At 73.6% G+C, this 24,520-nt stretch carries 22 protein-coding genes; 9 read left to right on the plus strand and 13 right to left on the minus strand.

The genetic code is table 11. From position 1 onward, the window contains the following. Positions 1–47: 47 nt before the first annotated feature. The 6 genes from GBN72_RS26420 to GBN72_RS26445 all read right to left on the minus strand — a co-directional run bounded on the left by GBN72_RS26420 (position 48) and on the right by GBN72_RS26445 (position 7,849). Positions 48–1,478: an ABC transporter ATP-binding protein gene (locus tag GBN72_RS26420; RefSeq protein ID WP_439959816.1), complete on the minus strand. Its 1,431-nt coding sequence runs from the start codon at positions 1,476–1,478 to the stop codon at positions 48–50. Next, positions 1,430–2,305, minus strand: coding sequence for an ABC transporter permease (locus GBN72_RS26425; RefSeq protein ID WP_164540909.1), 876 nt, complete (start codon positions 2,303–2,305; stop codon positions 1,430–1,432). The genes GBN72_RS26420 and GBN72_RS26425 overlap by 49 nt, the downstream gene beginning before the upstream one ends. 37 nt (positions 2,306–2,342) lie before the next feature. After that, the gene (locus tag GBN72_RS26430; RefSeq protein WP_151774590.1) at positions 2,343–3,311 is read right to left on the minus strand and encodes an ABC transporter permease; all 969 of its coding nucleotides are present in this window, start codon (positions 3,309–3,311) and stop codon (positions 2,343–2,345) included. A 71-nt stretch (positions 3,312–3,382) separates the two neighbouring features. Further along, complete coding sequence (locus tag GBN72_RS26435) at positions 3,383–4,984, minus strand: ABC transporter substrate-binding protein (protein WP_151774413.1); 1,602 nt, start codon at positions 4,982–4,984, stop codon at positions 3,383–3,385. Between the two features lie 217 nt (positions 4,985–5,201). After that, positions 5,202–6,515, minus strand: coding sequence for a M6 family metalloprotease domain-containing protein (locus tag GBN72_RS26440; RefSeq protein ID WP_151774414.1), 1,314 nt, complete (start codon positions 6,513–6,515; stop codon positions 5,202–5,204). A gap of 332 nt (positions 6,516–6,847) precedes the next feature. Beyond that, on the minus strand, positions 6,848–7,849 hold the full coding sequence (locus GBN72_RS26445; protein ID WP_151774415.1) for a sigma-70 family RNA polymerase sigma factor: 1,002 nt from the start codon (positions 7,847–7,849) through the stop codon (positions 6,848–6,850). Positions 7,850–8,092: 243 nt separating this feature from the next. Between GBN72_RS26445 and GBN72_RS26450 the strand changes: the two genes are divergently transcribed. Next, a complete protein-coding gene (locus GBN72_RS26450) occupies positions 8,093–8,602 on the plus strand; it encodes a GNAT family N-acetyltransferase (protein ID WP_246212924.1) in 510 nt (169 codons plus the stop codon). A 101-nt stretch (positions 8,603–8,703) separates the two neighbouring features. Here GBN72_RS26450 and GBN72_RS26455 read toward each other — a convergent pair whose 3' ends face one another. Both GBN72_RS26455 and GBN72_RS26460 read right to left on the minus strand, forming a co-directional pair. Continuing rightward, on the minus strand, positions 8,704–9,465 hold the full coding sequence (locus GBN72_RS26455; RefSeq protein WP_151774592.1) for a dioxygenase family protein: 762 nt from the start codon (positions 9,463–9,465) through the stop codon (positions 8,704–8,706). 128 nt (positions 9,466–9,593) lie between these two features. Beyond that, complete coding sequence (locus GBN72_RS26460) at positions 9,594–10,316, minus strand: DUF6227 family protein (RefSeq protein ID WP_151774416.1); 723 nt, start codon at positions 10,314–10,316, stop codon at positions 9,594–9,596. Between the two features lie 163 nt (positions 10,317–10,479). Between GBN72_RS26460 and GBN72_RS26465 the strand changes: the two genes are divergently transcribed. Continuing rightward, positions 10,480–10,746, plus strand: coding sequence for a hypothetical protein (locus GBN72_RS26465; RefSeq protein ID WP_151774417.1), 267 nt, complete (start codon positions 10,480–10,482; stop codon positions 10,744–10,746). Between the two features lie 20 nt (positions 10,747–10,766). On the opposite strand, the gene GBN72_RS26470 is transcribed toward GBN72_RS26465, so the two are convergent. From GBN72_RS26470 to GBN72_RS26485, 4 genes are all read right to left on the minus strand, one after another. After that, a complete protein-coding gene (locus GBN72_RS26470; protein ID WP_246212926.1) occupies positions 10,767–11,471 on the minus strand; it encodes a hypothetical protein in 705 nt (234 codons plus the stop codon). 119 nt (positions 11,472–11,590) lie between these two features. Next, complete coding sequence (locus GBN72_RS26475; RefSeq protein ID WP_151774418.1) at positions 11,591–12,433, minus strand: S-methyl-5'-thioadenosine phosphorylase; 843 nt, start codon at positions 12,431–12,433, stop codon at positions 11,591–11,593. A gap of 365 nt (positions 12,434–12,798) precedes the next feature. Continuing rightward, on the minus strand, positions 12,799–13,143 hold the full coding sequence (locus GBN72_RS26480; RefSeq protein ID WP_151774419.1) for an FmdB family zinc ribbon protein: 345 nt from the start codon (positions 13,141–13,143) through the stop codon (positions 12,799–12,801). 118 nt (positions 13,144–13,261) lie between these two features. Then, a complete protein-coding gene (locus tag GBN72_RS26485; RefSeq protein ID WP_246212947.1) occupies positions 13,262–14,761 on the minus strand; it encodes a potassium/proton antiporter in 1,500 nt (499 codons plus the stop codon). 436 nt (positions 14,762–15,197) lie between these two features. Here GBN72_RS26485 and GBN72_RS26490 point away from each other — a divergent pair, with 436 nt between their 5' ends. Continuing rightward, positions 15,198–17,957: a penicillin acylase family protein gene (locus GBN72_RS26490; protein ID WP_151774421.1), complete on the plus strand. Its 2,760-nt coding sequence runs from the start codon at positions 15,198–15,200 to the stop codon at positions 17,955–17,957. A 150-nt stretch (positions 17,958–18,107) separates the two neighbouring features. Here GBN72_RS26490 and GBN72_RS26500 read toward each other — a convergent pair whose 3' ends face one another. Continuing rightward, positions 18,108–18,650: a 5-formyltetrahydrofolate cyclo-ligase gene (locus GBN72_RS26500; protein WP_439959817.1), complete on the minus strand. Its 543-nt coding sequence runs from the start codon at positions 18,648–18,650 to the stop codon at positions 18,108–18,110. A gap of 182 nt (positions 18,651–18,832) precedes the next feature. Between GBN72_RS26500 and galU the strand changes: the two genes are divergently transcribed. From galU to sepX, 6 genes are all read left to right on the plus strand, one after another. After that, positions 18,833–19,735 (plus strand): UTP--glucose-1-phosphate uridylyltransferase GalU, encoded by a 903-nt coding sequence (gene galU, locus GBN72_RS26505; RefSeq protein ID WP_151774424.1) that lies wholly within the window; start codon positions 18,833–18,835, stop codon positions 19,733–19,735. A 5-nt stretch (positions 19,736–19,740) separates the two neighbouring features. Next, complete coding sequence (locus GBN72_RS26510; protein WP_151774425.1) at positions 19,741–21,198, plus strand: molybdopterin molybdotransferase MoeA; 1,458 nt, start codon at positions 19,741–19,743, stop codon at positions 21,196–21,198. 85 nt (positions 21,199–21,283) lie between these two features. Continuing rightward, entirely contained in the window at positions 21,284–21,763 is a 480-nt protein-coding gene (moaC, locus tag GBN72_RS26515) for a cyclic pyranopterin monophosphate synthase MoaC (RefSeq protein WP_151774426.1), read from the plus strand. Then, complete coding sequence (locus GBN72_RS26520) at positions 21,760–22,308, plus strand: MogA/MoaB family molybdenum cofactor biosynthesis protein (protein WP_151774427.1); 549 nt, start codon at positions 21,760–21,762, stop codon at positions 22,306–22,308. The genes moaC and GBN72_RS26520 overlap by 4 nt, the downstream gene beginning before the upstream one ends. 8 nt (positions 22,309–22,316) lie before the next feature. Then, positions 22,317–22,925, plus strand: coding sequence for a GNAT family N-acetyltransferase (locus tag GBN72_RS26525; protein ID WP_151774594.1), 609 nt, complete (start codon positions 22,317–22,319; stop codon positions 22,923–22,925). A 209-nt stretch (positions 22,926–23,134) separates the two neighbouring features. Then, on the plus strand, positions 23,135–24,520 hold the full coding sequence (sepX, locus tag GBN72_RS26530; RefSeq protein WP_151774428.1) for a divisome protein SepX/GlpR: 1,386 nt from the start codon (positions 23,135–23,137) through the stop codon (positions 24,518–24,520).

Here is a 24,520-nt window from a genome sequence, read left to right on the forward strand (position 1 = left end):
CGTGGGCCTCTGCGGAGGCGGAGGCGGAGGCGGTGGGGGCGGGGGAGTTATGCATGGGTCGGCTCCGCGGGCTTGGAGGGCTCCGGGCGGGCGGGGACGCCGGGGTCGGGACCGGGGCCGGTCTGAGGAGTGTCGTGGCCTTCGTCGCCTTGGCTGCCTTCGCCGCCTCCCTCGCCTTCGCCTTCGCCCCCGCCTTCGTCGGCGGCCCGGTCGGTTCGGGCGGCCGGGGCTGCCGACTCCTCGGGCTGCTCCACGGGATGGTGGCAGGCCACGAGGGTGGGATCGGCGGGCGGCTCCGGACGCGTGGTCGCCTTCGGCGGGACGGCCATCACCGCGGGAACGGTCCCGCAGGCATCCGTGGCACGTCCGCAGCGAGGAGCGAACGCGCACCCGGGCGGCAGGTCGCTGAGTTCCGGCGGGAGGCCGGGGATGGGGGTGAAGGCGCGGTCGGGGAGGGCGTCGAGGAGGCCACGGCTGTAGGGGTGGCGGGGGCCACGGGCGCCGAAGAAGTCGGCGGCGTCGCAGATCTCGACGATGCGGCCCGCGTACATCACGGCGACCCGGTCGGCGACGCGTGACGCCGCCGCGAGGTCGTGGGTGATCATCAGCATGCCGCGCCGCCCCGAGCCGTCGGCCGGTTCGGCGTCGACGTGGCGGCGGAGTTCGTCCACGGTGCGGTCGACGAGGTCGCGGTCGAGGCCGGTGGTGGGCTCGTCGGCGAGCAGCAGGGGGGCGTCCCCGGCCAGGGCGAGCGCGGTGGCGGCGCGCTGGGCGAGGCCGCCGGAGAGTTCGTGCGGGTAGCGGTCCAGGTGGGAGGCGGGGAAGGCGGCCCGCTCGGCGGCGTCGGCGGCGGCCGAGCGCAGGGCCGCGCGTCCGCGCCGCAGGCCCCGTGCCTCCTGGGACCTCTGGGACCCCTGGGACCCCTGGGGTCCCTGGGGAAGGTGCCGACGACGCGGTCCCCGCAGCTCGGCGACGGTCTCCTCCAGTTGGGAGCGGACCGTGCGCACCGGGGTGAGGTGCGCGGCGGGACTCTGCGGCACGAGTCCGACCAGGCGGCCCCGGACCCGGCGGGCCAGGGTGCGTTCGTCGGCGGCGAGCAGGTCGAGGCCGGGGAGGTCGTGGGCGGGAGAGCCGTGGCCGGGGAGGGCATGGCCGGGAGAGCCGTGGCCGGGGAGGGCATGGCCGGGAGTGCCGAGGCCCGGGGCCCCCGCGCCGTCGAGGACCGCGCTGCCCGCGGTCTGCGCGTTGCCCGGCAGGAGCCCGAGCAGGGCGGAGGCCAGCACCGACTTGCCGCAGCCGCTCTCGCCCACCAGGACGAGGCATTCCCCGGCCCGGACGTAGAACGAGGCGTCGGTGACGGCGGAGACGATCCGGCCGCGCGGCAGCAGGAACCGCACGTGGAGTCCCCGGACGGAGAGGAGGACGTCGCTCACAGCATCAGCTCCGATCGGCGGCGCGGGTCGATCCGGTCCCGCCAAGCGCCGGCCAGGCCGGCCACGGCGAGGGTGGGGACGATCAGGAACAGGCCCGGGAAGAGCGTCGGCCACCACTGCCCGGCGAGCAGCGAGCCGCGGGCGCCCTCGATGAGGTTGCCGAGGCTCGCCATGTGGGCGGGCAGGCCGAGGCCCAGGAAGGAGAGGGCGGACTCGTGCCACATGGCGTGCGGCACGGAGAGCACGGCGGCCAGACCTGCCTGCGGGAGCACGGCGGGCACCAGGTGCCGGACCGCGATCCGCCACCGGGAGGCACCGCCGGAGATCGCCGCGTCGACGAACGGGCGGCCGCGCAGCGACAGCACCTCGGCACGCACGATGCGGGCCGTGGACAGCCAGTGGGTGGCGGCCACGGACAGCAGCACGGGCCACACGCCGGGCCGGAAGAGGGCGACGACGAAGACGCCGAGCAGCAGGTGCGGCACCGAGGCCAGGGCGTCGACGACCCGCATGGCGACCCGGTCCACCCAGCCGCCGAGCGCACCCGCCAGCGCACCCACGGCGGTGCCCACGACGGCGGCGACCAGCGCGGCGGCCACGCCGACGAAGAGCGAGACCCGCAGCCCGTAGACGCACCGCAGCAGCAGGTCGCGGCCCACGTCGTCGGTGCCGAACGGGTGCGACCACGAGGGCTGCCGCAGCTTGGCCGCCAGGTCCACGGCCTGCTGGTCGAGCTGGACCAGCGGCGGGACCAGCAGCACGGCGAGGACGACGGCGGCGGTCAGGACGGCGGAGGTACGCACCCGCAGGGTCCGCCACGACCGCTGCCGGGGGCCGTGCGACCGCCAGGCGACCGGCAGCGGCGCGAGCACGTCCGGACGCCCCCCGGTCGCGGACGTCTCCGGGCGCTCACATGTCACGGAAGTCCACCCTTGGATCGAACAGGCCGTACAGCAGGTCGGCGAGGAGGTTGCCGAGGAGGACGGCGACGGTGGCGAAGGCGGTCAGCGCGGCCAGCAGCTGGAAGTCCACGGCGGTGGCGGCGCGCACGGTGGCGTCGGCGATGCCCGGCCAGCTGAAGACGGTCTCCACCAGCAGCGCCCCGGTGATCAGTTCGGGCACCCGGGAGCCGATCAGGGTGAGCACCGGCAGCAGCCCGGACCGCAGGGCGTGCCGCACCAGGACGGTCCGCTCGGCGAGGCCGCGGGCGCGGGCGCCGCGCACCGGGTCCTCGGCGAGCGCGTCGACGACGCCCTGCCGGACGTAGAGCACGAACCAGGGCAGCTGGGAGACGGCCAGCACCCCGGCGGGCAGCACCAGATGCTCGGCCACATCGCCGAAGGAGACGTACGACGACCCGCTGTCGGTGAGCCCGCCCGCCGGCAGCACGTCGAGGCGCAGGGCGAAGAACCACACGGCGAGCAGCGCCAGCCAGAAGACCGGGGCGGCGGAGAGGGTGTACGCCGTCCCGGTGACCGTCCGGTCGAGCAGGCCGCCGGGGCGGCGTGCGGCGAGCACGCCGAGCAGCGTGCCCACCGCCACCGCCACCGCGAACGCCACCGCGCACAGCAGGGCCGACCAGACGGCGCGCTCGGCGATCACCTCGAGGACCGGCTGCCGCAGCACCGTGGAGTCGCCGAGGTCGCCGCGGAGGGCGGCGGTCAGCCAGTCCCACCAGCGCACCGCGAACGGCTCGCCCACGCCGAGGTTGGCGGCGAGCCGGTCCAGGGTCTCCTGGTCGGCGGTGAGCGCCGCGTCGCCCGCGTAGCCGCGCACCGGGTCGAACGGTGAGGCGGCGGCCAGCGCGAAGACGCCGAGGGTGACGGTCAGCAGCAGTGGCACGCCGGTGAGGATGCGGCGGACCGTCAGCCGGGCCATGCCGCCCCAGGGCAGGCGCCGCCGGGCGGTCGCCGCACCGGCGTCCACCGCCGCGGTGCTCGCCGCCGCGCTCATCGCCGCGGCTGCCAGTCCTCGAGGTTCCACCACGGGCCGGCCGCGAAGCCGTGCTCGTGCGGCTCGACCTGGGTGGTCAGGCCGTCGGAACCGGCGGTCTTCCAGCGGTCGGCGAGGACGTACAGGTGGTCCAGGTGGGTGAGGAAGGTGTAGCCGGGGTTCTCGGCGAGTTCCTGCTGGAGCGTGTCGTACGCGGCCCGGCGCTCCGCCGCGTCACGGGTGCGGCGGGCGTCGTCCAGGGCCTTGTCGACGGCCGGGTTGTCGTAGTGCGGCATGTTGTTGAAGCCGTCGCCGGCCTCGGAGGAGTGCAGCAGCGGGTAGAGGCCGAAATCGGGGTCGCCGACGTCGCCGAATCCGGCGAGCACGGCGTCCTTCGCCATCCGCGGCTCGATGACGTCCCAGGTGCCGGACTCGACCTTCACCTCGACGCCGATCTTCTTGGCGTCACCGGCGTAGGCCAGGGCCAGGTCCTGGCGGACCTTGTCGCCGGCCGGGTAGTAGAGGGTGAACGCGGCGCGGCGGCCGTCCTTGGTGAGGACGCCGTCGGCGCCCTTCTCCCATCCGGCCCGGTCGAGGATCCGGCGCGCGGCCGCGGGGTCGTGGGCGCGTTCGGTGCCCTTGGCGAACCAGTCGTCGTCGACCGGCAGCGGGCCGTAGGCGGGGCGGCCGGCGCCGTCGAGGACCTTCTCCACCATCGTGTCGCGGTCCACCGCCAGGTCCAGGGCGCGGCGGACGTCGACGTCGCCGGTCACCGGGTCGCCGGTGGGCAGGCTGACGGCGCGGTAGTCGTACGAGGTGGCCCGGTAGGTCGTCAGGTCCGCCTCGTCCTCGAAGGTGGCGGCCAGGTTGGGCGGCAGGATCGCGCCGTCCAGGTCGCCGGAGCGCAGCCGGGTGGCGCGCACGTCGTCGTCGGGGACGATCGCCATGGTCACGTTCTTCACGGCCGGTTCGCCGCCCCAGTAGTGGGGGTTGGCCTTGAAGACCAGCTTCTCGCCCTTCCGCCAGTCGGCCAGCACGTAGGGGCCGGTGCCGACCGGGGAGGTGTTGAACGCGCCGGTGTTGGGGTCCTGCTCGCCGGCGACGTGCTGCGGGACGATCGGCAGCACGGTGCGGGCGGCGAAGGGGGCGAAGGGGTAGGCGAGGGTGAAGACCACCTGGTCGCTCCCCTCGGCGCGCACCCGCTCGACGGCGGCGAGTTCGCTGCGGTTGGGGTTGTTGGTCTTCTCGTCGAGGACGGTCTCGTAGGTGAAGACCACGTCGGCCGGGGTGAGCGGCTCGCCGTCGCTGAAGGTGACGCCGTCGCGGAGGGTGAAGGTGTAGGTGAGGCCGTCCTTCGACACCTCGGGCAGGTCCTCGGCGAGGGCGGGTTCGAGGTTCAGGTCCGCGTCGCGGGTGAGGAGGCCGTCGAAGAGCTTGGAGTTGCCGTCCTTGCCGTAGCCGAGGAGCGGGCTGAGGGTGTCCGGCTCGGTGGCCACGCCCAGCACGACGGAGTCGGCCGGCGCGGCGCCCCGGGTGTCGTCCGCGCCGGGGGCGGAGCACGCGGTCGCGGTGAGGGCCGCCGCGGTGAGGGCGACGGTCTGACGTATGGCCCGGGGCATGGGAGGAGTGCCTTCCGTGGGTAACCCTTGATCCTTGATCCTTGCGAGGATCATGCTATTGCATGCTGGTCGCAATAAGGAGAGCGCCTCCGCGCCTTCAGGCCTCCCGGCGGGTGGCGAGGCCTCCGGGTGGCGAGGCCACGGACGGCGAGGCCCCCGGGCGGCGAGGTCTCCGGGTGGGGGCGGGGAACGCGCGGGCGGCGGAAAGCTTCGTGCCTCAGTCGCGGGTGACGCGGAGGCGGTAGGTCTCGCCGGGGCCCTTGCCGAGGACGCGGACCTGGATGCCGTGCTCACGGTCGGCGAAGGTGTCGCCCGGGGTCAGGGTGGCGTCGGAGAGTTCGGCGTGGACGTTGGGGGAGTGGGTGCAGCCGCCGCTGTCGCGCCGGTGGTCGTGGACGGTGACGGGGCCCTGTCCGGTCTCGACGCCCGCCTCCACCCGGTAGACCAGGACGCCCGGGCGGCACACCAGCTCGTCGTTGCCCTCCTGGGTGCGGACCTCGACGGCGTAGGAGGTGTCCTCGTCCAGCGGCACCACCACCAGCTTGGGGCCGCCCGGGCGGGCCAGCGGCGTCAGCACGTGGTCGCTGGCGGAGCCGGCCCGCGCGGCGCAGGCGATCTGGCCGGAATCGAGCCAGCCCAGCTTCCACTTGTGCCAGCCGAGGAGATCGTTGTTGACCCCCCAGTCCTCGCTCATGATGTCCCAGTGGCCGGCCGCCCCGCCGCCGTCCTGGGTGTAGAGGTCGGGCAGCCCGAAGACGTGCGCGTTCTCGTGGGGCAGGACCCGGTAGCCGGTCCGGTCGTAGGTGCCGGAGCCGTCGTCCTGGCGCGAGTAGACGAACGAGGTGTGCGAGACGGGCACCCCGTCGGCGACCGGGGCGTCGGAGTTGGCGGCGAAGGTCACGGACAGCACGGTGTCCAGTGCGGACGGGCCGGCGTTCGGGGTGATCAGGACGTTCAGCAGGTCGTACTGACGGAAGTCGACCTCCGGGTCGGCCTCCTCGACGATGTCCTCGACCAGCCCCCGGTACGCCGGGTCGAACGGCGCGCCGCGTTCTATCCCGTACTCCGCGAATTCCTTCGGCATCCGCAGCCACCGCTTCACCGGGGCGTCGGCCCGGTAGTCGAGCCGGCCGTAGGAGCTGGTGCGGAACCAGTCCTGGGTCTGGGGGAAGAACTCCCCGTACCGGTCCATCGGGTCGCCCTCGCCGCGGGCGTCGGGAAAGTCGACCATCAGGGTCAGGGCCCGGACGGCGCCGGTGGCGGCGGAGTAGCCGGAGGGGGTGGGCACGCCCTCCGACATCTGGGCGTCCAGCCCGCCACTGATCATGCACGGGGCCAGCCCCACGGCGGCCCTGGCCGGGGGGACGGGACCCGCCGCGGTGGGATCCTCCGCCTGCTCGTTCACGGCGGACGTGCACACGGCCAGACTCAGCGCGCACAGGGCGGTCAGCGAGGCGATACGCCGGGACCGGGTCAGGCCTCCTGCCCGGTCCCCCGGTATGGAGCGGCGGTACGCACTGCGGTGCAGCATGCTCGGCCTCCCACTCCACACGGCCGGTCCGGCGACCGGCCGCACCCTTCCGATCACCCTGGGCCTCGGTGGGGGCCGTCGCCCGCTGGGGGAGGCCGGCCGGGGGATTTCACGGAGAAGAGGTTTGGGGAGGCGAGGAGGCGCCGCGCGCACGAAAAAGGGCCGGGCCCGGACGTCCAGGGGGGAGAGGACGCCGGGGCCCGGCTGGCGGGACCCGATGCCGGGGGGAGTGCATCGGGGCCCGGTTCTGGAGGGCGGCCCGAAGGGCCGGCCCAGTTGTTGTGCCCGGCCTGCGGCGGGCTACGCCGCCCGGCAGGGGGCGTTTTCCGCCGTTACGCCGCGGCGTCGAAGCCGGTGTCGCGCGCCAGCTTCTTCAGCTCCAGCAGAGCGTGCTTCTCGATCTGCCGGATCCGCTCGCGGGTCAGGCCGTGTTCCTTGCCCACCTCCGTCAGCGTACGCTCCCGGCCGTCCTCGATGCCGTAACGCATCTTGATGATCGAGGCGGTGCGCTGGTCAAGGTGGTTGATCAGCTCGTCGAGCTCCTCACTGCGCAGCAGGGTGAGCACCGACTGCTCCGGCGACACCGCGGAGGTGTCCTCGAGGAGGTCGCCGAACTGGGTCTCCCCCTCGTCGTCCACCGACATGTTCAGCGAGACCGGGTCACGGGCCCAGTCCAGCACGTCGACGATACGCTCCGGGGTCGCGCCCAGCTCCTGCGCTATCTCCGCGGGCTCCGGGTCGCGGCCGTTCTCGCGGTTGAACTCGCGCTGCACACGGCGGATCCGGCCCAGCTCCTCCACCAGGTGGACGGGGAGCCGGATGGTGCGCGACTGGTCGGCTATCGAGCGGGTGATGGCCTGACGGATCCACCACGTGGCGTACGTGGAGAACTTGAAGCCCTTGCGGTAGTCGAACTTCTCCACCGCGCGGACCAAGCCGGCGTTCCCCTCCTGGATCAGGTCGAGCAGCGGCAGACCGCTGCGCGGATAGCGGCGGGCGACCGCCACCACCAGACGCAGGTTGGACCTGATGAAGACGTCCTTGGCCCGCTCACCCGCTTCGATCAGGGCCTCGAACTCCTCGCGGGTGGCGTCCGCCTTGGTCTCCGCCTCGCCGTCGAGGATCTGCTGGGCGTAGACGCCCGCCTCGATCGTCTCGGACAGCTCGACCTCCTTCGCGGCGTCGAGCAGCGGCGTACGCGCGATCTCGTCCAGGTACATGCCGACCAGGTCGCGGTCCGCGATCTCGCCGCCATGGGCGCGAACGCTGCGTGCCGCGTCGGACGTCCCGCCGGAGGTGGCGGACTTGCGACGGGCGACGGCACGGGTTGCCATGCGTGTGCTCCCTAACGATCGTGGGCGGGCGGTTTCGTACTCGGACGCCGGCCTCCCGGGCGGCCGTGGGCCACCCCCGGCGGGCTCGGCGTGACACTGAAGCGTGTTGGCCTCACTGTCACCGGGTGCCCGGCATCCGTGGGATACAACGACCGGAATCGGGACAGAATTCCCGCCGCACCCGTCCCGTTCGCTCCGGATGCGTTACCCTGCCCGCCCACACGGGGGACACGGAGGAGCACAGTGGGTCAGGAAGTGCAGGTCAGGCCCGGTACCGAGGAGGACCTCACGGGTCTCACGGACATCTACAACCACTACGTGTGTGAGACGCCTTACACCTTCGACACGTTGCCTTTCCCCCCGGGGGAAAGACGCGCCTGGCTCGCCGGGTATTCCGCGCGGGGCCCGCACCGGTTGCTGGTGGCCGAGGATGCCGGCACGGGAACCCTGCTGGGATACGCCACCTCCGGCCGGTTCCGGCCCAAGCCCGCCTACCTCAGTTCGGTGGAGTGCACCGTGTACCTCGCGCCGGGCGCCACGGGGCGCGGAGTGGGCGGGCGGCTGTACCGGGCGCTGTTCGACGCGCTGGCGGACGAGGACGTCCACCGGGCCTACGCGGCGATCGTCCCGCCCAACGAGCCCTCCGAGCGGCTGCACCGGCGGTTCGGCTTCGAGCAGGTCGGGCTGTTCCGCGAGGTCGGGTGGAAGTTCGGCCGGTACTGGGACGTGGCCTGGTTCGAGAAGAGGCTCTGACGGGCCTCGCTCGTGCCCCACGCCTCGCAGGACCCCTGCTGTACGGGCGGCATGGGCGGCTCGGGCGGCACGGGCGCGCGAAAGCCACGCCAAGGACCGGCTCAGCCGAACTGCACGGAGCGCTTGGCCAGGCCCATCCAGAAGCCCTCGATGGCGGAACGCTGGGCGTCCAGGTCGCCGGTGGCCTCGGCGGCGCCCATGGTGACGAAGAGCGGGGCGAAGTGCTCCGTGCGCGGATGGGCGAGCTGCCCGGCGGGAGCCGCGTGGGCGAAGTCCAGCAGCGCGTCGACGTCACCGGCGTCCAGGGCGCGGCGGCCCCAGTCGTCGAACTCGGTGGACCAGGCCGGGACGCCCGTGTGGCGCAGCGCGGCCAGGTTGTGGGTGAAGAACCCGGAGCCGAGGATCAGCACGCCCTCGTCCCGCAGCGGGGCCAGGCGCCGGCCGATCTCCATCAGCCGCTGCGGATCCAGGGTGGGCATGGAGACCTGGAGCACCGGTATGTCCGCCTCCGGGTACATCTCGGCCAGCGGCACGTACGCTCCGTGGTCCAGGCCCCGGTCGGGTACGTCCTGCACCGGGGTGCCGGGGGCGCGGAGCAGCTTGCGCACCGACTCGGCCAGCTCGGGGGCGCCGGGCGCTTCGTAGCGGACCTGGTAGTAGTGCTCGGGGAAGCCCCAGAAGTCGTACACCAGCGGCACGGTGGTGGTCGCGGCGAGCGCCAGCGGGGCCTCCTCCCAGTGGGCGGAGACGACCAGGACGGCCTTCGGCCGGGGCAGAGAGGCCGACCAGGCGGCCAGCTCGCCGGGCCAGACCGGGTCGTCGGCCAGCGGCGGCGCGCCGTGGCTCAGGTAGAGCGCGGGCATCCGGCCGCCGGTGCGGTCGTCGGCTGTGGTGGTCATGGCGGCGGCTCCTCATCGCTTGAAAGCGCAACCGCAAACCTAACCCGGCTTTGTTAAGGATTCAATCAATGTCCCTCGAGCGGCCGGCGGCCCTACGCGCGCCGTTCCATCGCCGCCCGGGCCGCCGCCTCCGTGACGTAGACCTCGCACATGTGGCGCCCGTCCGGTGTCGCCGTGTGCTCGACCTCCCACAGGGAGGCCCGGCGCCCGTGCGGCAGCAGGAAGACGTGCTCGTAGAGCGAGAGGCACAGCCCGGTGCCGGTCCGGCACGGAGGGCCGAACGCCTGGGTGATCTCGTGCGCGTAGGCGGTCCGCAGCACCGCCGTGTCCTGAGGCCCCGGCCGGTCGAGGTTCTCCGCCCGGCGCAGCAGGCGCCGGAGGTGGTCCGCCGAGTCGGCCGGCGCGTACGGCGGGCCGGCGGTCACCATCGGGGGCAGCCGGACCGGAGGCAGCCGCAGGGTGTCCACCGGCTCCAGGCCGGGCTCGTCCGCCGGGAGGGGCAGCCGGGCCGTGGCCGCGGAAAGCTCCGCCTCGTCGGCGTAGACCTCGTGCCGCGCCAGGCCGCCCGGTGCCGTGTTGTGGACCAGCTCCCACAGCGTCAGCACGGAGCCGTCGGTGAGCAGCCAGGTGTGCCGGTAGGTCTCCCGGTGGCGGCCGGCGCTGTGATGCGCGGAATGCAGCGAGCCGTCGTACGCCAGCGCGGAGTCCAGCCGGGTCAGGACCTCGTCGGGCAGTTCGAAGGAGTTCAGGGCGCGGCCGAGGAGCCGGTCCAGGTGCTCCTCCGGATGCGCCGCCGTCTCGTACGGAACGCTCAAGGGTGCTCCCAGCGTCGCTGCTTGTCACCTTGTGGGTGCATACCGTAGCCCCTCGGTCGGACATCATGTCCGGGAACCGAGAAAACGTACGGTTGTTGAGACGCCTATGTGGTGTCGAGGGTTGCCTGCCGACGGGGGCGTACGCCGGTCGTAGGCTTGACGGATGTCCTCCTCCCACGACGACGCCGCCCGCGACGACCGAGACGACCGCGACGGCACCCCCTCTTCCTCCGCCTCCCCCGCGGCCCCTTCGGCGGGTGCCGCCGGGCCCGGGCCGCGTGTTCCCAAGGCCGCGCTGGTCTTCGACGACCCGCTGGACCAGCAGTCCTCGGACGACACCGACCGCGGCTGGGGCGACGGGCCGCGCGGCGGGGACGCCGCCGCCGACCTCCGCCGCTTCCTCGACGAGAAGCCGCCGCACCACCTCTGACCCGCTCACGGCTGACCCGCTCACGGCCGGCTCCGGAACGCCACCGCGAGCCGTTCCTCCGGCGCCGTGCCCAGCAGCCGGACGGCGGTCCGGCGCGGTACGGCGAGCACGACGAGCGCGCCACGCGCCGCGTCCTCGCCCGGCCCGGCCGCCGTCCGGGCGACACGGGCCTCCCGCGCCACCACCCGCGCGCGGCCTCCGGGCCCGGCGGCGACCACATCGACCAGGTCGCCCGCCCGCAGCAGCCCGGCGACGGCCGGATCCGCCAGCCGCACCGGCGCCTGCACGCGTGGTTCCGGCGGCGGTGGAACACCACCCGGCCGCCCCGCCGGCGCGCCGCCGCCGGATCCGGCCGGCGCGCCCCGAGCCACCGCCGACGCCGCCCGGGACGACGGAGCCGACGGCCCCGGCGCCAGCGCGGCCACCGCCGCCGCGGCCAGCACCGCGGCGAGCGCCCGGGGCCAGGCCCGGCCGGCCGGCCGCCCGGCGCGCAGGCGCCCGCCGGAGACCCGCAGCGGCGCGAACGCCGGCACCGCGCCCGGCGCGGGCACACCGCCGGGCCCGAGCCGCCGCAGGGAGGCCGGGGGCGGCAGGGCGGTGGACACCGTGGGAAAGGCGGGGGGAGGGACGGTGGAGGAGAGGGAGCGACGGGCGGCGGAAGGACGGACAGCGGCGGGCGCCTCGTTCACCGCGAGGGCCTCCACGAGGCCGAAGTTCGTGTTCATGGACCTACCTTGCGCCTCCCCGCCGATCCCCGCCGGAGCCTGTGGACGACCGGCGGACGGTCCTCGGACGGCCCGTGGACAACCCGACCGCACCGTTGTCCACAGGTCACCCGTGAGAGTTACGGCAGCGCGAAGCCCGGGTCCTGGCCGCCCAGCGCGTGGGCGCAGGCGCAGGTCCGCCGGTCGGCAGCAGGCAGCGCCGCCACCGCGTCGAAGAGGACGTCCCGCAGCCGGTCCACGTTGGCGCCGAAGACCCGGAGCACCTCCTCGTGGGAGACCCCCTCGCCGGTCTCCGCGCCCGCGTCGAGGTCGGTGACCAGGTTCAGCGACGTGTAGCAGAGCTCCAGTTCACGGGCGAGCGCCGCCTCCGGGTGCCCGGTCATGCCGACCACCGCCCAGCCCTGGGCGGCGTGCCAGCGGGACTCGGCGCGGGTGGAGAAGCGGGGCCCCTCGATCACGACCAGCGTGCCGCCGTCCACCGCCTCCCAGTCCCGGCCGCGCGCTGCCTTGAGGGCCACCGCCCGCCCGGCGGGGCAGTACGGGTCGGCCAGCGAGACGTGGACCACGTTGGCGACGGTGCCGTCGGGCAGGGGCAGGCCGTCGAAGTAGCTGTTGTGCCGCGCCTTGGTGCGGTCCACCAGCTGGTCGGGGACGAGCAGGGTGCCGGGACCGTGCTCGGGCCGCAGGCCGCCGACCGCGCAGGGTCCGAGGACCTGCCGGACGCCCACCGACCGCAGTGCCCAGAGGTTGGCCCGGTAGTTGATCCGGTGCGGTGGCAGATGGTGTCCGCGCCCGTGCCGTGGCAGGAACGCGACCCGGCGGCCCGCGACGTGGCCCACGAACAAGGAGTCGCTGGGCGGGCCGTAGGGGGTCTCGACGGGGACCTCGGTCACGTCGTCGAGGAACGAGTAGAAGCCTGACCCGCCGATCACGCCGATCTCGGCGCTCACCGTGTTGACCATGCCGGAACCATAGGGCCTCCGGCACGGCCCCGGACATGGCGCGGACCCGGCGACGCGGAGACGGCACCGCGGACCCCATGCGGATCCCGCGCCGTGGACCTCATGCGGACCCGGCTGCGCGGCTCTCAGCCGGACCCGGCTGCGCGCGGACCTCAGCCGGACCCGGGCGCGTGCGGACCTCAGCCGGACCCGGCTGCGTGGGGCTCTCAAGCAGACCCGGCTGCGCTGCTCTCAGCCGGACCCCGCTGCGCGCGGACCTCGCGCGGCCACGGGCGCGTGCGGGGCGCGGAGCCGCCGTGGCACGCCGAAGGCCCCGCCGTGCCCTCCGTGGACGGAGGACGCGCGGGGCCTGCGAAGCGGGTGGGTCAGGCGGCCGAGCTGCTGCTCGACGAGGCCGCCGACGTCGAGGCGGCCGGCGCCGCGGTCGCCGAGGAGGACGAACCGGAGCCCGACGACGACGAGCCCGAGGACGGCGCGGACGACGAGGACGTCGACGAACCGGACTTCGCCGCGGGCGTGCTGCTCGACGACGAGCCGCGGCTGTCGTTGCGGTAGAAGCCGGAGCCCTTGAAGACGATGCCGACGGCCGAGAACACCTTCTTCAGGCGGCCCTGGCAGTTGGGGCACTCGGTCAGGGCGTCGTCGGTGAACTTCTGCACCGCCTCGAGGCCCTCGCCGCACGCGGTGCACTGGTACTGGTAGGTCGGCACTGTCTTCCTCCTGGCACTCTGACTCGATGAGTGCTAACGACGATCCATCTTGACGCATTCCTGGCCGACAGTCCACTGCCGTACCCCCTCCGGTGACCCATGCCACTGGCACCGGACGTCAGCGGGCCGCCCCGGAGGTGCCCAGCCAGCCGGCCAGCTTGCCGCCCCGGGCCACCGCACGAAGCCGGCGCTCGGTGGCGTCCTGCACCTGGTCGGTGGCGACCACCAGCAGCTCGTCGCCCCGCTGGAGCACGGTCGACGGCGCCGGCACGAACGAGGCGTCGTTCCTGACCACCAGGGTCACCGAGGAGCCCTCCGGCAGCCGCAGCTCGCCCACCTCGACGCCGTGCATCCGGGAGTCCCTGTCCACGGTCAGCGACAGCAGGTGCCCGCGCAGCCGCTCCAGTGGCGCCGACTCGATGCCCAGGTCAGCCGCCTCGTTGTCGTCGCCCAGGCGCAGCTTCCGGGCCAGCCAGGGCAGCGTCGGCCCCTGGATCAGCGTGTAGACCACGACCAGCACGAAGACGATGTTGAAGATGCGGCGGCTGCCCTCCACCCCGCTCACCATCGGAATGGTCGCCAGGATGATCGGCACCGCGCCGCGCAGACCGGCCCACGACATCAGGGTCTGCTGCCGCCAGGGCGTCCGGAACGGTGTCAGGCAGGCGAAGACGCTCAGCGGCCGCGCCACCATCGTCAGGACCAGGCCGATCACCAGCGCGGGAAGGATGTCGTCGCCCAGCTCACGCGGGTTGACCAGCAGGCCGAGCAGCACGAACATGCCGATCTGCGCGATCCAGCCGAGCCCGTCCGCGAACCCGCGGGTGGCCGGATGGTGCGGCAGCCGGGCGTTGCCCAGCACCATGGAGGCCAGGTAGACGGCGAGGAAGCCGCTGCCGTGCGCGATCGCGCCGGCCGCGTAGGCCGTCACCGCCATCGCCATCACGGCGATCGGGTAGAGGCCGGAGGCGGGCAGCGCCACCCGGCGCAGACCCCAGGCGCCCAGCCAGCCGACCGCGAGGCCCACCGCCGCGCCGATCGCCAGCTCCATCGCCATCTCGGCGAGCAGCAGGTACCAGTGCTCGACCGGGCCGGCCGTGGAGAAGGAGACGACCAGGATGACCACCGGGGCGTCGTTGAAGCCCGACTCGGCCTCCAGCGTGCCGGTGATGCGTGACGGCAGGGGGATCCGGCGCAGCACCGAGAAGACCGCCGCCGCGTCGGTGGAGGAGACCACCGCGCCCACGATCAGCGCCTGCCGCCACTCCAGCCCGGCCAGGTAGTGCGCGCCGGCGGCGGTCACCGCGACGCTCACCGCGACACCGGCCGAGGCCAGCACGGAGGCGGACGGCAGCACCGGCTTGATCTGGCTCCACTTGGTGCCGAGTCCGCCCTCGGCGAGGATCACGACCAGGGCGGCGTAGCCGATGACCTGGGTCAGCGCGGCGTTGTCGAACTCGATGCCCGCGATCCCGTCGGAGCCCAGCGCGATGCCGATCCCGAGATAGATCAGGAGGCTGGGCAGTCCGCTGCGCGAGGACACCCGCACGGCGGCCACCGCCACCAGGAGGACGAGCGAGGCGCCGAGCAGAAGCTGGTTGAGGTGGTCGACAGTCAGTGGCGGCCTTCCCTTCCTCCGAAGTGCTGCGGACGAGGTGCTGCGGACGAGGTGCTGCGGACAAGCTCCTGCGGACAAGCTGCTGGGAACGAGATGCTGCGGACGAAGTGCCGCGAACGGGTCCCGCGAACGCATCGCTGAGAACGAGGTGCCGCGAACGGGCGAGTCTTCGTCAAGTCTTTCGTTACCTTACCTAACTCTTGACGCTTTCTTGACGCGGTTCTTGTACTTCGGAACGCTCCGGCGGTTCCGGCCGGGCGCCGCACCGGGACGAAGCGGACACCTGCTCGCCTGATGCCACGGCTTCACAGACGCCGCGTCAAGCCGCCGCGCCCCGTACGCCTATCGTTGCTCCAGCGCGACGACGGGCTACGCCGCCGCGCCAGAACTGACCACCGCCCGCCCCGCCGCTCGCGTGAGGACAGCAAGGACAGCGATGCCCCCCAACACCACCGCCTCTTCCGGTCAGCAGCCCGGCAAGTCCGGCAGGAAGAAGGGGCGCAAAGCCCGACTCCTGGTCCTCCTCGTCGTCCTGGCGCTCATAGGCGGCCTGGTCTACGGCGGGTTCTGGACGGTCAGCACCGTCCGTGCCTCGTTTCCGCAGACCAGTGGGTCGCTGACCCTCAAGGGCCTGTCCGGCCCGGTGGAGGTCCGGCGCGACGGCCAGGGCGTGCCCCACGTCTACGCCGACTCCGAGGAAGACCTGTTCATGGCGCAGGGCTTCGTCCAGGCGCAGGACCGGTTCTACGAGATGGACGTCCGCCGCCACCTGACCGCGGGCCGGCTCTCGGAGATGTTCGGCGAGAGCCAGGTCTCGACCGACGAGTTCCTGCGCACCCTCGGCTGGCGCCGGGTCGCGCAGCAGGAGTACGACAAGAAGCTGTCGGACTCGACCAAGAAGTACCTCCAGGCGTACACCAAGGGCGTCAACGCCTACCTGGACGGCAAGGAGGCCGACGAGCTCTCCCTCGAGTACGCGGCGCTGGCGCTCACCGGCGACTACGAGCCCGAGGCGTGGACCCCGGTGGACTCGGTGGCCTGGCTGAAGGCGATGGCCTGGGACCTGCGCGGCAACATGCAGGACGAGATCGACCGCTCGCTGATGACCAGCCGGCTGGACGCCGACCAGATCGCCGACCTGTACCCCGGCTACCCGTTCGCGCGGAACAAGCCGATCGTCCAGGAGGGCGCCTACTCCGAGCTCACCGGCACCTGGGACCAGAAGGCGACGGCGGCCCCGCAGGGGCAGGGCGGCACCGCCGCCGGCCTGGCGGGCGTCCCGGCCGGGGACGCGGCGGGGCTGCAGAGCCAGCTCGCCGGGCTCTACGGCGCGCTCGACGACCTGCCCACCGCGGTCGGCGTCAACGGCAACGGCATCGGCTCCAACTCCTGGGTGATCGCCGGCACGCACACGGTGAGCGGCGCCCCGCTGCTGGCCAACGACCCGCACCTGTCGCCCGCGCTGCCCTCGGTCTGGTACCAGATGGGCCTGCACTGCCGCACCGTCTCCGACACGTGCCGCTACGACGTCTCCGGCTACACCTTCTCCGGCATGCCCGGCGTGGTCATCGGCCACAACCAGACCATCGCCTGGGGCTTCACCAACTCGGGTGTGGACGTCGTCGACCTCTACCTGCAGAAGGTCACCCCGGAGGGTTACCAGTACGACGGGAAGACGGTCCCCTTCGCCACCCGCGAGGAGACCATCAAGGTCGCCGGCGGGCAGAGCAAGAAGATCGTCGTACGGGAGACCAACAACGGCCCGCTGCTCTCCGACCGCGACGGCGAGCTGGTCCAGGTCGGCAAGAAGGCGGGCGTCGACGCCGCGGCCCCGGACCGGGGCGACGGCTACGGCGTCTCGCTGCGCTGGACCGCGCTCGACCCCGGCACCAGCATGGACGCCGTCTTCGCGATGAACACGGCGCAGAACTGGAAGGAGTTCCGGGCGGCCGCCGAGCTGTTCGAGGTGCCCTCCCAGAACCTCGTCTACGCCGACAAGAAGAACATCGGCTACCAGCTGCCGGGCCGCATCCCCATCCGCGCCGAGGGCCACGACGGCTCGCTGCCGGCGCCCGGCTGGGACTCCGCCTCCCGCTGGACCGGCTGGATCGACCAGGACGAGCTGCCCTACGAGTACAACCCGAAGCGCGGCTACATCGTCACCGCCAACCAGGCCGTCGTCGACGAGAAGGAGTACCCCTACCTGCTCACCGGCGACTGGTCCTACGGCGCGCGCAGCCAGCGGATCAACGACCTGGTCAAGGCGAAGATCGACGGCGGCGGGAAGATCTCGACCGAGGACATGCGCGAGATGCAGACGGACAGCAGCAGCGAGATCGCCAAGCTGCTGGTGCCCGAGCTGCTGAAGATCGACCCCGAGGACGAGGACGTCCGCGACGCGCAGGAGCTGCTGGAGCACTGGGACCGCACCCAGACCCCGGACTCCGCGGCGGCCGCCTACTTCAACGCGGTGTGGCGCAACCTGCTGAGGCTGGCGTTCGGCAACAAGCTGCCGAAGGAGCTGAGGGTCGAGGGCCAGTGCCTGTGGGTCGAACCGGTGAACACCACCGGGCCGGCCGACGAGGCCGACAAGGTCCGCGAGTGCGGTCAGCGCAGCGCCACGCAGGCGCAGCCGGACGGCGGCGACCGGTGGTTCGAGGTCGTGCGCAAGCTGATGGAGGAGCCGGACAGCGAGTGGTGGACCACCGGCGAGACGGCCAGCGGCCGGCCGGAGGCCACCAACCGGGACGAGCTGCTCCGGCGCGCGATGATCGACGCGCGCTGGGAGCTGACGGCGAAGCTCGGCAAGAACATGGACACCTGGAGCTGGGGCCGGCTGCACACGCTGTACCTGAAGAACCAGACCATGGGCACGGCCGGTCCGGGCTTCCTCCAGCACATGCTCAACCGCGGGCCCTGGGAGCTGGGCGGCGGCGAGTCCACGGTCAACGCGACCGGGTGGAACGCGGCCGGTGGGTACGGGGTGGTCTGGGTGCCGTCCATGCGGATGGTCGTGAACCTGGGCGACCTCGACAAGTCGAAGTGGATCAACCTCACGGGCGCCTCCGGGCACGCGTACAGCTCGCACTACGTGGACCAGACGGACGCGTGGGCGAAGGGTGAGCTGTACGAGTGGCCGTCCTCCGCGGCCGCCGTGAAGAAGGCCACGCAGGAGACGCTCACGCTGAACCCGTAGCGGTCCGCGAGCCCGTAGCGGTCCGCGAGCCCGTAGCGGTCCGCGAGCCCGTAACGGTCCGCGAACCGAAGCGGTCCGCGCACATCGCCCCCGCGGGGCGGGTCCCTCCTCACCAGGGGGGACCCGCCCCGTCGCCGTTTCCGGGCGGGGTCAGCCGAAGGGGTGGATGCCCGAAGGGGTCGCCGCCGCGGTGACCGGGCGGTCGTGGGGCTCGGTGGGGACCGTGTCGCGCAGTTCGGCGTCGTACAGCAGGACGACCAGCGCCGGCGCCGCGCCCGCCGCGGCGAGGCGGGCGAGGACCCGGTCGTAGGACCCGCCGCCCCGCCCCAGCCGCATCCCGCGCCGGTCCACCGCGAGCCCGGGGAGGAGGACGACGTCGGCGGCGAGGACCGCGTCGACCCCCGCCCGCGCGCCCCCCGGCTCCAGCAGCGTCATCCGCCCCGCCCCCAGCGGGACCTCCACCAGCGAGTGGGCGCCCTCGTAGACGCCCCAGTCGAGGTCGTCGTCCTCCCGCAGCACCGGCAGCAGGACCCGCACCCCCCGGGCGCGCAGCGCGTCCAGCAGCGCCCGGGTGCCCGGCTCGGACCCCACCGAGACGTACGCCGCGACGACCTTCGCGTCCGCCATCCGCGGCAGCTCCAGCGCCCGCGCGGCGAGGGCCCGTTCCGACGCCCGCCGCTCGTCGTCCGTCAACCTTCTCCTCGCCCGGAGGATCTCCGCGCGCAACGTTCGCTTGGCAAGGTCGTCAGCCACTGTTTCTTCCCACCGCTCCTCGGCCGCACGAACGGTCCGGTTTTCCGCCCGAATGCAGCCATATGACGTGGAATCGAATGGAACTACCGATTCCGTACAACCCAATGGATATGGTTGCGAACATGATGAAGGCACATCCTCGGATCAGTAAGGCTGTCATCCCGGCGGCCGGTCTCGGCACGCGGTTCCTTCCCGCCACCAAGGCGACCCCCAAGGAGATGCTCCCGGTCGTGGACAAGCCGGCGATCCAGTACGTCGTCGAGGAGGCCGTCCAGGCCTGCCTGCGGGACGTGCTGATGGTCACCGGCCGCAACAAGCGCCCCCTCGAGGACCACTTCGACCGCAACTACGAGCTGGAGAACGCCCTCGAGCGCAAGGGCGACAACGACCGACTGGCCCGCGTCCAGGAGCCCACCGACCTCGCCACCATCCACTACGTCCGACAGGGCGACCCCAGAGGCCTCGGACACGCCGTGCTCTGCGCCGCCCCGCACGTCGGTGACGAGCCCTTCGCCGTCCTGCTCGGCGACGACCTCATCGATCCGCGCGACCCGCTGCTCGCCCGCATGATCGACGTGCAGGCCGAATACGGCGGCAGCGTCGTCGCGCTGATGGAGGTGGACCCCGCCCAGATCCACCTCTACGGCTGTGCCGCCGTCGACGTCACCAAGGACGCCGACGTGGTCCGGGTGACCGGCCTGGTGGAGAAGCCGGAGCCCTCCGACGCGCCGTCCGCCTACGCCGTCATCGGCCGCTACGTGCTCGACCCCGGCATCTTCGAGGTGCTGCGGCACACCCCGCCCGGGCGCGGCGGCGAGATCCAGCTGACCGACGCGCTCCAGCGCCTGGCGGCCGACGAGAACACCGCCGGCCCGGTTCACGGCGTCGTCTTCAAGGGGCGCCGCTACGACACCGGGGACCGAGGTGACTATCTGCGTGCGATTGTCCGACTGGCATGCGAACGTGAGGACCTGGGACCGGACTTCCGGTCGTGGCTCCGCCGATTCGTAGCCGAGGAGATGTAACGGACTTGAGCACCACCGCGCCCCGCAGCACCGCGAGCCAGGAGGACCACGCGCCGGAGGACCGCGCGCACGAGGACCGCGCGCCGGAGGACCGTCTGTGGACGGTGGAGGAGCACCTCGAGGACATCCTCTCCACCGTCCGCCCCCTCGAGCCGATCGAGCTGCAGCTGCTCGACGCCCAGGGCTGCGTCCTGGTCGAGGACGTGACGGTCCCGGTCTCCCTGCCGCCCTTCGACAACAGCTCGATGGACGGCTACGCGGTACGTGTCGCGGACGTCACCGGCGCGAGCGAGCAGTACCCCGCCGTCCTCGACGTGGTCGGGGACGTGGCGGCCGGCCAGGAGCCCGGCCTGAGGGTGGGGCCCGGGCAGGCCGCCCGCATCATGACCGGCGCGCCGCTGCCGCCCGGCGCCGAGACCGTCGTCCCCGTCGAGTGGACCGACGGGGGTCTCGGGGCCGGGCCGGCCACCGGCATGCGGGCCCGCAGCCAGGCCCCCGAGGGAGCCTCCGGACAGGTCCGCGTCTTCCGGCCCGCCGAGGCCGGCGCGCACGTCCGCCGGGCCGGCAGCGACATGAAGGCCGGCGACCGCGCCCTCACCGCGGGGACCGTCCTCGGCCCCGCCCAGCTCTCGCTGCTCGCCTCGGTGGGCCGGGCGACCGCCCGGGTGCGGCCGCGCCCCCGGGTGGTGGTCCTCTCCACCGGCAGCGAACTCGTGCCGCCGGGGGAGCCGTTGAAGCCCGGGCAGATCCACGACTCCAACAGCTTCGCGCTCACCGCCGCCGCCCGCGACGCCGGTGCCATCGCCTACCGGGTGGGCGCCGTCGCCGACGACGCGGAGACCCTGCGCACCAGCGTCGACGACCAACTGGTCCGCGCCGACCTGCTGGTGACCAGCGGGGGCGTCAGCGTGGGCGCGTACGACGTGGTCAAGGAGGCGCTGAGCAGCCCCGCGCCGGTGGGCCCCGTCACGGGCGACGACGGCCGGGACGAGAACGGCGCCGACGGCGACGGCGGCAGCAGCAGCGGCGACGGAGAGGGGGCGGTCGCCGCCGGGGTCGATTTCCGCCGGGTCGCCATGCAGCCCGGCAAACCGCAGGGCTTCGGGCTGATCGGCCCGGACCACACGCCGGTGCTGACGCTGCCGGGCAACCCGGTCTCGTCGTTCGTCTCCTTCGAGATCTTCGTCCGCCCGGTGATCCGCGCCCTCATGGGGCTGCCCGAGGACCGGCTGCACCGGCCGCGCGCCCGCGCGGTGCTGACGGCGGACCAGGCGCTCGCCTCGCCCCCGGGCCGCCGCCAGTTCCTGCGGGGCCGGGCCGAGGACGGGCGGGTCACCCCGGTGGGCGGCCCCGGTTCCCACCTGATCGGCGCGCTGGCGCAGGCGAACGCGCTGATCGTGGTCCCCGAGGACGTCACCTCCGTGGAGCCCGGCACCGATGTCGAGGTGGTCCTGCTCGGCTGACGGGCGGATCCTGGCGGTACCGTGTCGCGCATCGCCGTCCACGGAGCACGGCGTGACAGCCTGAACGACTAAGGACGCCTTCCGCATGGGTACGCAGGATCGACTGACCCACATCGACGAGGCGGGCGCCGCCCGCATGGTCGACGTCTCCGGGAAGGACGTGACCGCCCGCACCGCCAGGGCGAGCGGCCGTGTCCTGGTCCACCCGCGCGTGGTGGAACTGCTGCGTGGCGAGGGCGTGCCCAAGGGCGACGCCCTCGCCACGGCACGGATCGCCGGGATCATGGGCGCGAAGAAGACGCCCGAACTGATCCCGCTCTGCCATCCGCTGGCCCTCTCCGGGGTGAAGCTCGACCTCGCCGTCGCCGACGACGCCGTGGAGATCACCGCCACCGTGCGGACCACGGACCGCACCGGGGTGGAGATGGAGGCGCTCACCGCGGTGACCGTCGCCGCGCTCACCGTGGTCGACATGGTGAAGGCGGTCGACAAGGGTGCCGTCATCACCGACGTCCGGGTGGAGGAGAAGACCGGGGGCAAGTCCGGCGACTGGAGCCGGGCGTGAGCGGCGGCCGGCCCTACCGGGGGCTGGTAGTCACCGCCTCCAACCGTGCCGCGGCCGGGGTCTACGAGGACCGCGGCGGCCCGCTGCTGGCGGCGGGACTGGAGCGGCTGGGCTTCACCGTGGACGGACCCGTGGTGGTCCCCGACGGCGACCCGGTGGAGGCCGCGCTGCGGGACGCCGTGGCGGCCGGCTACGACGTGGTCCTCACCACCGGCGGTACCGGAATCTCGCCCACCGACCGCACCCCGGAGGCCACCCGCAAAGTCGTCGGCCACGAGGTCCCCGGCATCCCCGAGGCGATCCGCGCCCACGGACGCGGGAAGGTGCCCACCGCGGCGCTCTCCCGGGGCATCGCGGGCGTCGCCGGGTCCACGCTGATCGTCAACCTCCCCGGCTCCACCGGAGGGGTGAAGGACGGTCTCGCCGTCCTGGAGACCCTGCTGACGCACGCCGTGGACCAGCTCCGCGGCGGCGACCACGCGACGCCGGGAGATCCGTCCGGAGGGCCGTCGTCCCCGGCGCCGTCGTCCGGGGGTGCGAGCTGAACGGCCTGATCTGGCCGGTGGAACTGGCGCACGGGGACGTCCGGCTGCGGCCGATGCGGATGCGCGACCAGGCGGCCTGGCGCGAGGTGAACCGGCGCAACCGCGACTGGCTGCGCCGGTGGGAGGCCACCATCCCGCCCCCGCTGCCGGGCGGCCCCGTCACCCACCGGCCCACCTACCGCCAGATGGTCCGTCACCTGCGGTCCGAGGCGCGGGCCGGGCGGATGATGCCCTGGGTCGTCGAGTACCGGGGGCGGCTGGCCGGGCAGATCACGGTCGGCAGCATCACCTGGGGCTCCATGTGCTCCGGCAACATCGGTTACTGGGTGGACGAGGCGGTGGCCGGCCGCGGGGTGATGCCGACGGCGGTCGCGCTCGCCGTGGAGCACAGCTTCCGGGCCGTGGGACTTCACCGCCTGGAGGTCTGCATTCGCCCGGAGAACGGGCCGAGCCGGCGCGTGGTGGAGAAACTCGGATTCCGCGAGGAAGGGATGCGGCCCCGCTATCTCCACATCGACGGCGACTGGCGCGACCACCTGGTCTACGCGCTGACCGCGGAAGAGGTCCCGGAAGGGATGATGACCCGTCTGTCCAGGCTGAGCGGCCGGAGGTCGTGAGCACGCCGCCCGAGGTGACGCTTTCCCCAGTAATTGAATAAGTGTTCGAATTCCCTGTCCGTGCTGATCACGTTTGGGTGCAGGAATTCACGCTTCCGGCGGGCTGTGATCACATCGGTCGCGTAAAAGGCTCGAAATATCAGCCAGATCGTGCGACACACCGCGCGAATAGGCAGATGGCCTCACCCAAACCGCTCTACCGTGTGACTGTGAGCAGCAGCGGCCTCATCTACGCAGTCATTGTCGGGGCCTGGGCCGCCTACTTGGTGCCGATGTGGCTCCGTAGGCAGGACGAGCTGAACGAGGCCCGTCCGACGGAACGCTTCAGCACCGCCATCCGGCTGCTGTCCGGAAGGGCGGGGATGGAGCGCCGTTACGCCAAGGACCTCGCGCGCTCCGCCGACGAGGCGGAGCCCGCGGCCGACAGGGTGGACCCGGACGCCGTGACCGACTCGGTCGACGTCCGGGCCTTCGCCGTACCCCCGGACGATCCGCGCCCGGCCCCGCCGGAACGCCGTCGCGGTGAGGGGCCCGGGCCCCGGCGCGGGGCGGAGGGGCCGCCCGCGCGGCGTCCCGCTCCCGCCGGAGCGGCCGGAGGGTCCCCGGCCGGCGCCCCGGGGGAGCAGCCGCACCCCGGCCGCGCGGAGCGGCTGGCCCGGGCGGCCGCGGAACGGGACGCGGAGGCGGCGCGGGCGAAGGTCGCGCGGACCAAGGTGCTCGCGCGCAGACGCCGCACCACCACCCTGCTCTTCCTGGTCTTCACCGTCGGCGCGGTCGCCGCGGCGGTCGGCGGCGTCGCGTTCCTCTGGGCGCCGGCGCTGCCGGCCGTGCTGCTCAGCGTCTACATCGCCTACCTGCGGACCCAGGAACGCCGCCGCTTCGCCTACCGCATGGACCGCGGCCAGGCCGAGGAGGCGGCGCGCCGGGTGCGGGAGCGGGGCCGCGAGCGGGAGCGGGACCGGGGCCGGGAGCGCGGCGGCCGGCGCCGTCCCCGCCCCTCGGCGGATCCGGTCACCGACGGCCGGACGGAGCGGCTCGGGCGCGGGCCCGAGGCGGGCGTCGAGCGGCCCGCCGGGCGTCCGCGCGAGGCGTCGCCGGCCCTCGAGGAGCACGACCCGGGTCCGGCCACCCTCTCCTCCCTCGCCGCCGACCGGCTGGCGCTGATCGAGCAGACCGACCACGCCGAGTGGGTCGACCAGCAGCGTGAGCCGGAGCGCGGCGCGGGCCAGGCCGACGGCTGGGAACCGGTGCCGGTGCCGCTGCCGACCTACGTCACCGCCCCGGTGGCCCCCCGCGCCACCTCCGACCTCGACCTCACCGACGACGCGTGGAGCTCCGCCCGCGCCGCCGTCGCCCCGGACGCCCACGAGCGGTCCGACGCGGCCGCCCGGACCGACGGGTCCGCGGGGGCGGCGGGGTCGGCAGGGGCCGCGGGGGCCGACGCGTCCGGGGCTGCCGAGGAGCCGCCGGCCCGTCCGGAAGGCCGTCGCCAGGCCCCGCCGGGCGCACGCCGCGGCCGGGGCCGCGGGCGGACGCCGCTCTTCGACCAGTACGCGGAGGCGGACCGCGACCGGCCGAGGGCGGCCAACGAGTAG

The sequence above is a fragment of the Streptomyces abyssomicinicus genome (assembly GCF_008974245.1).
GTDB lineage: Bacteria > Actinomycetota > Actinomycetes > Streptomycetales > Streptomycetaceae > Streptomyces > Streptomyces abyssomicinicus.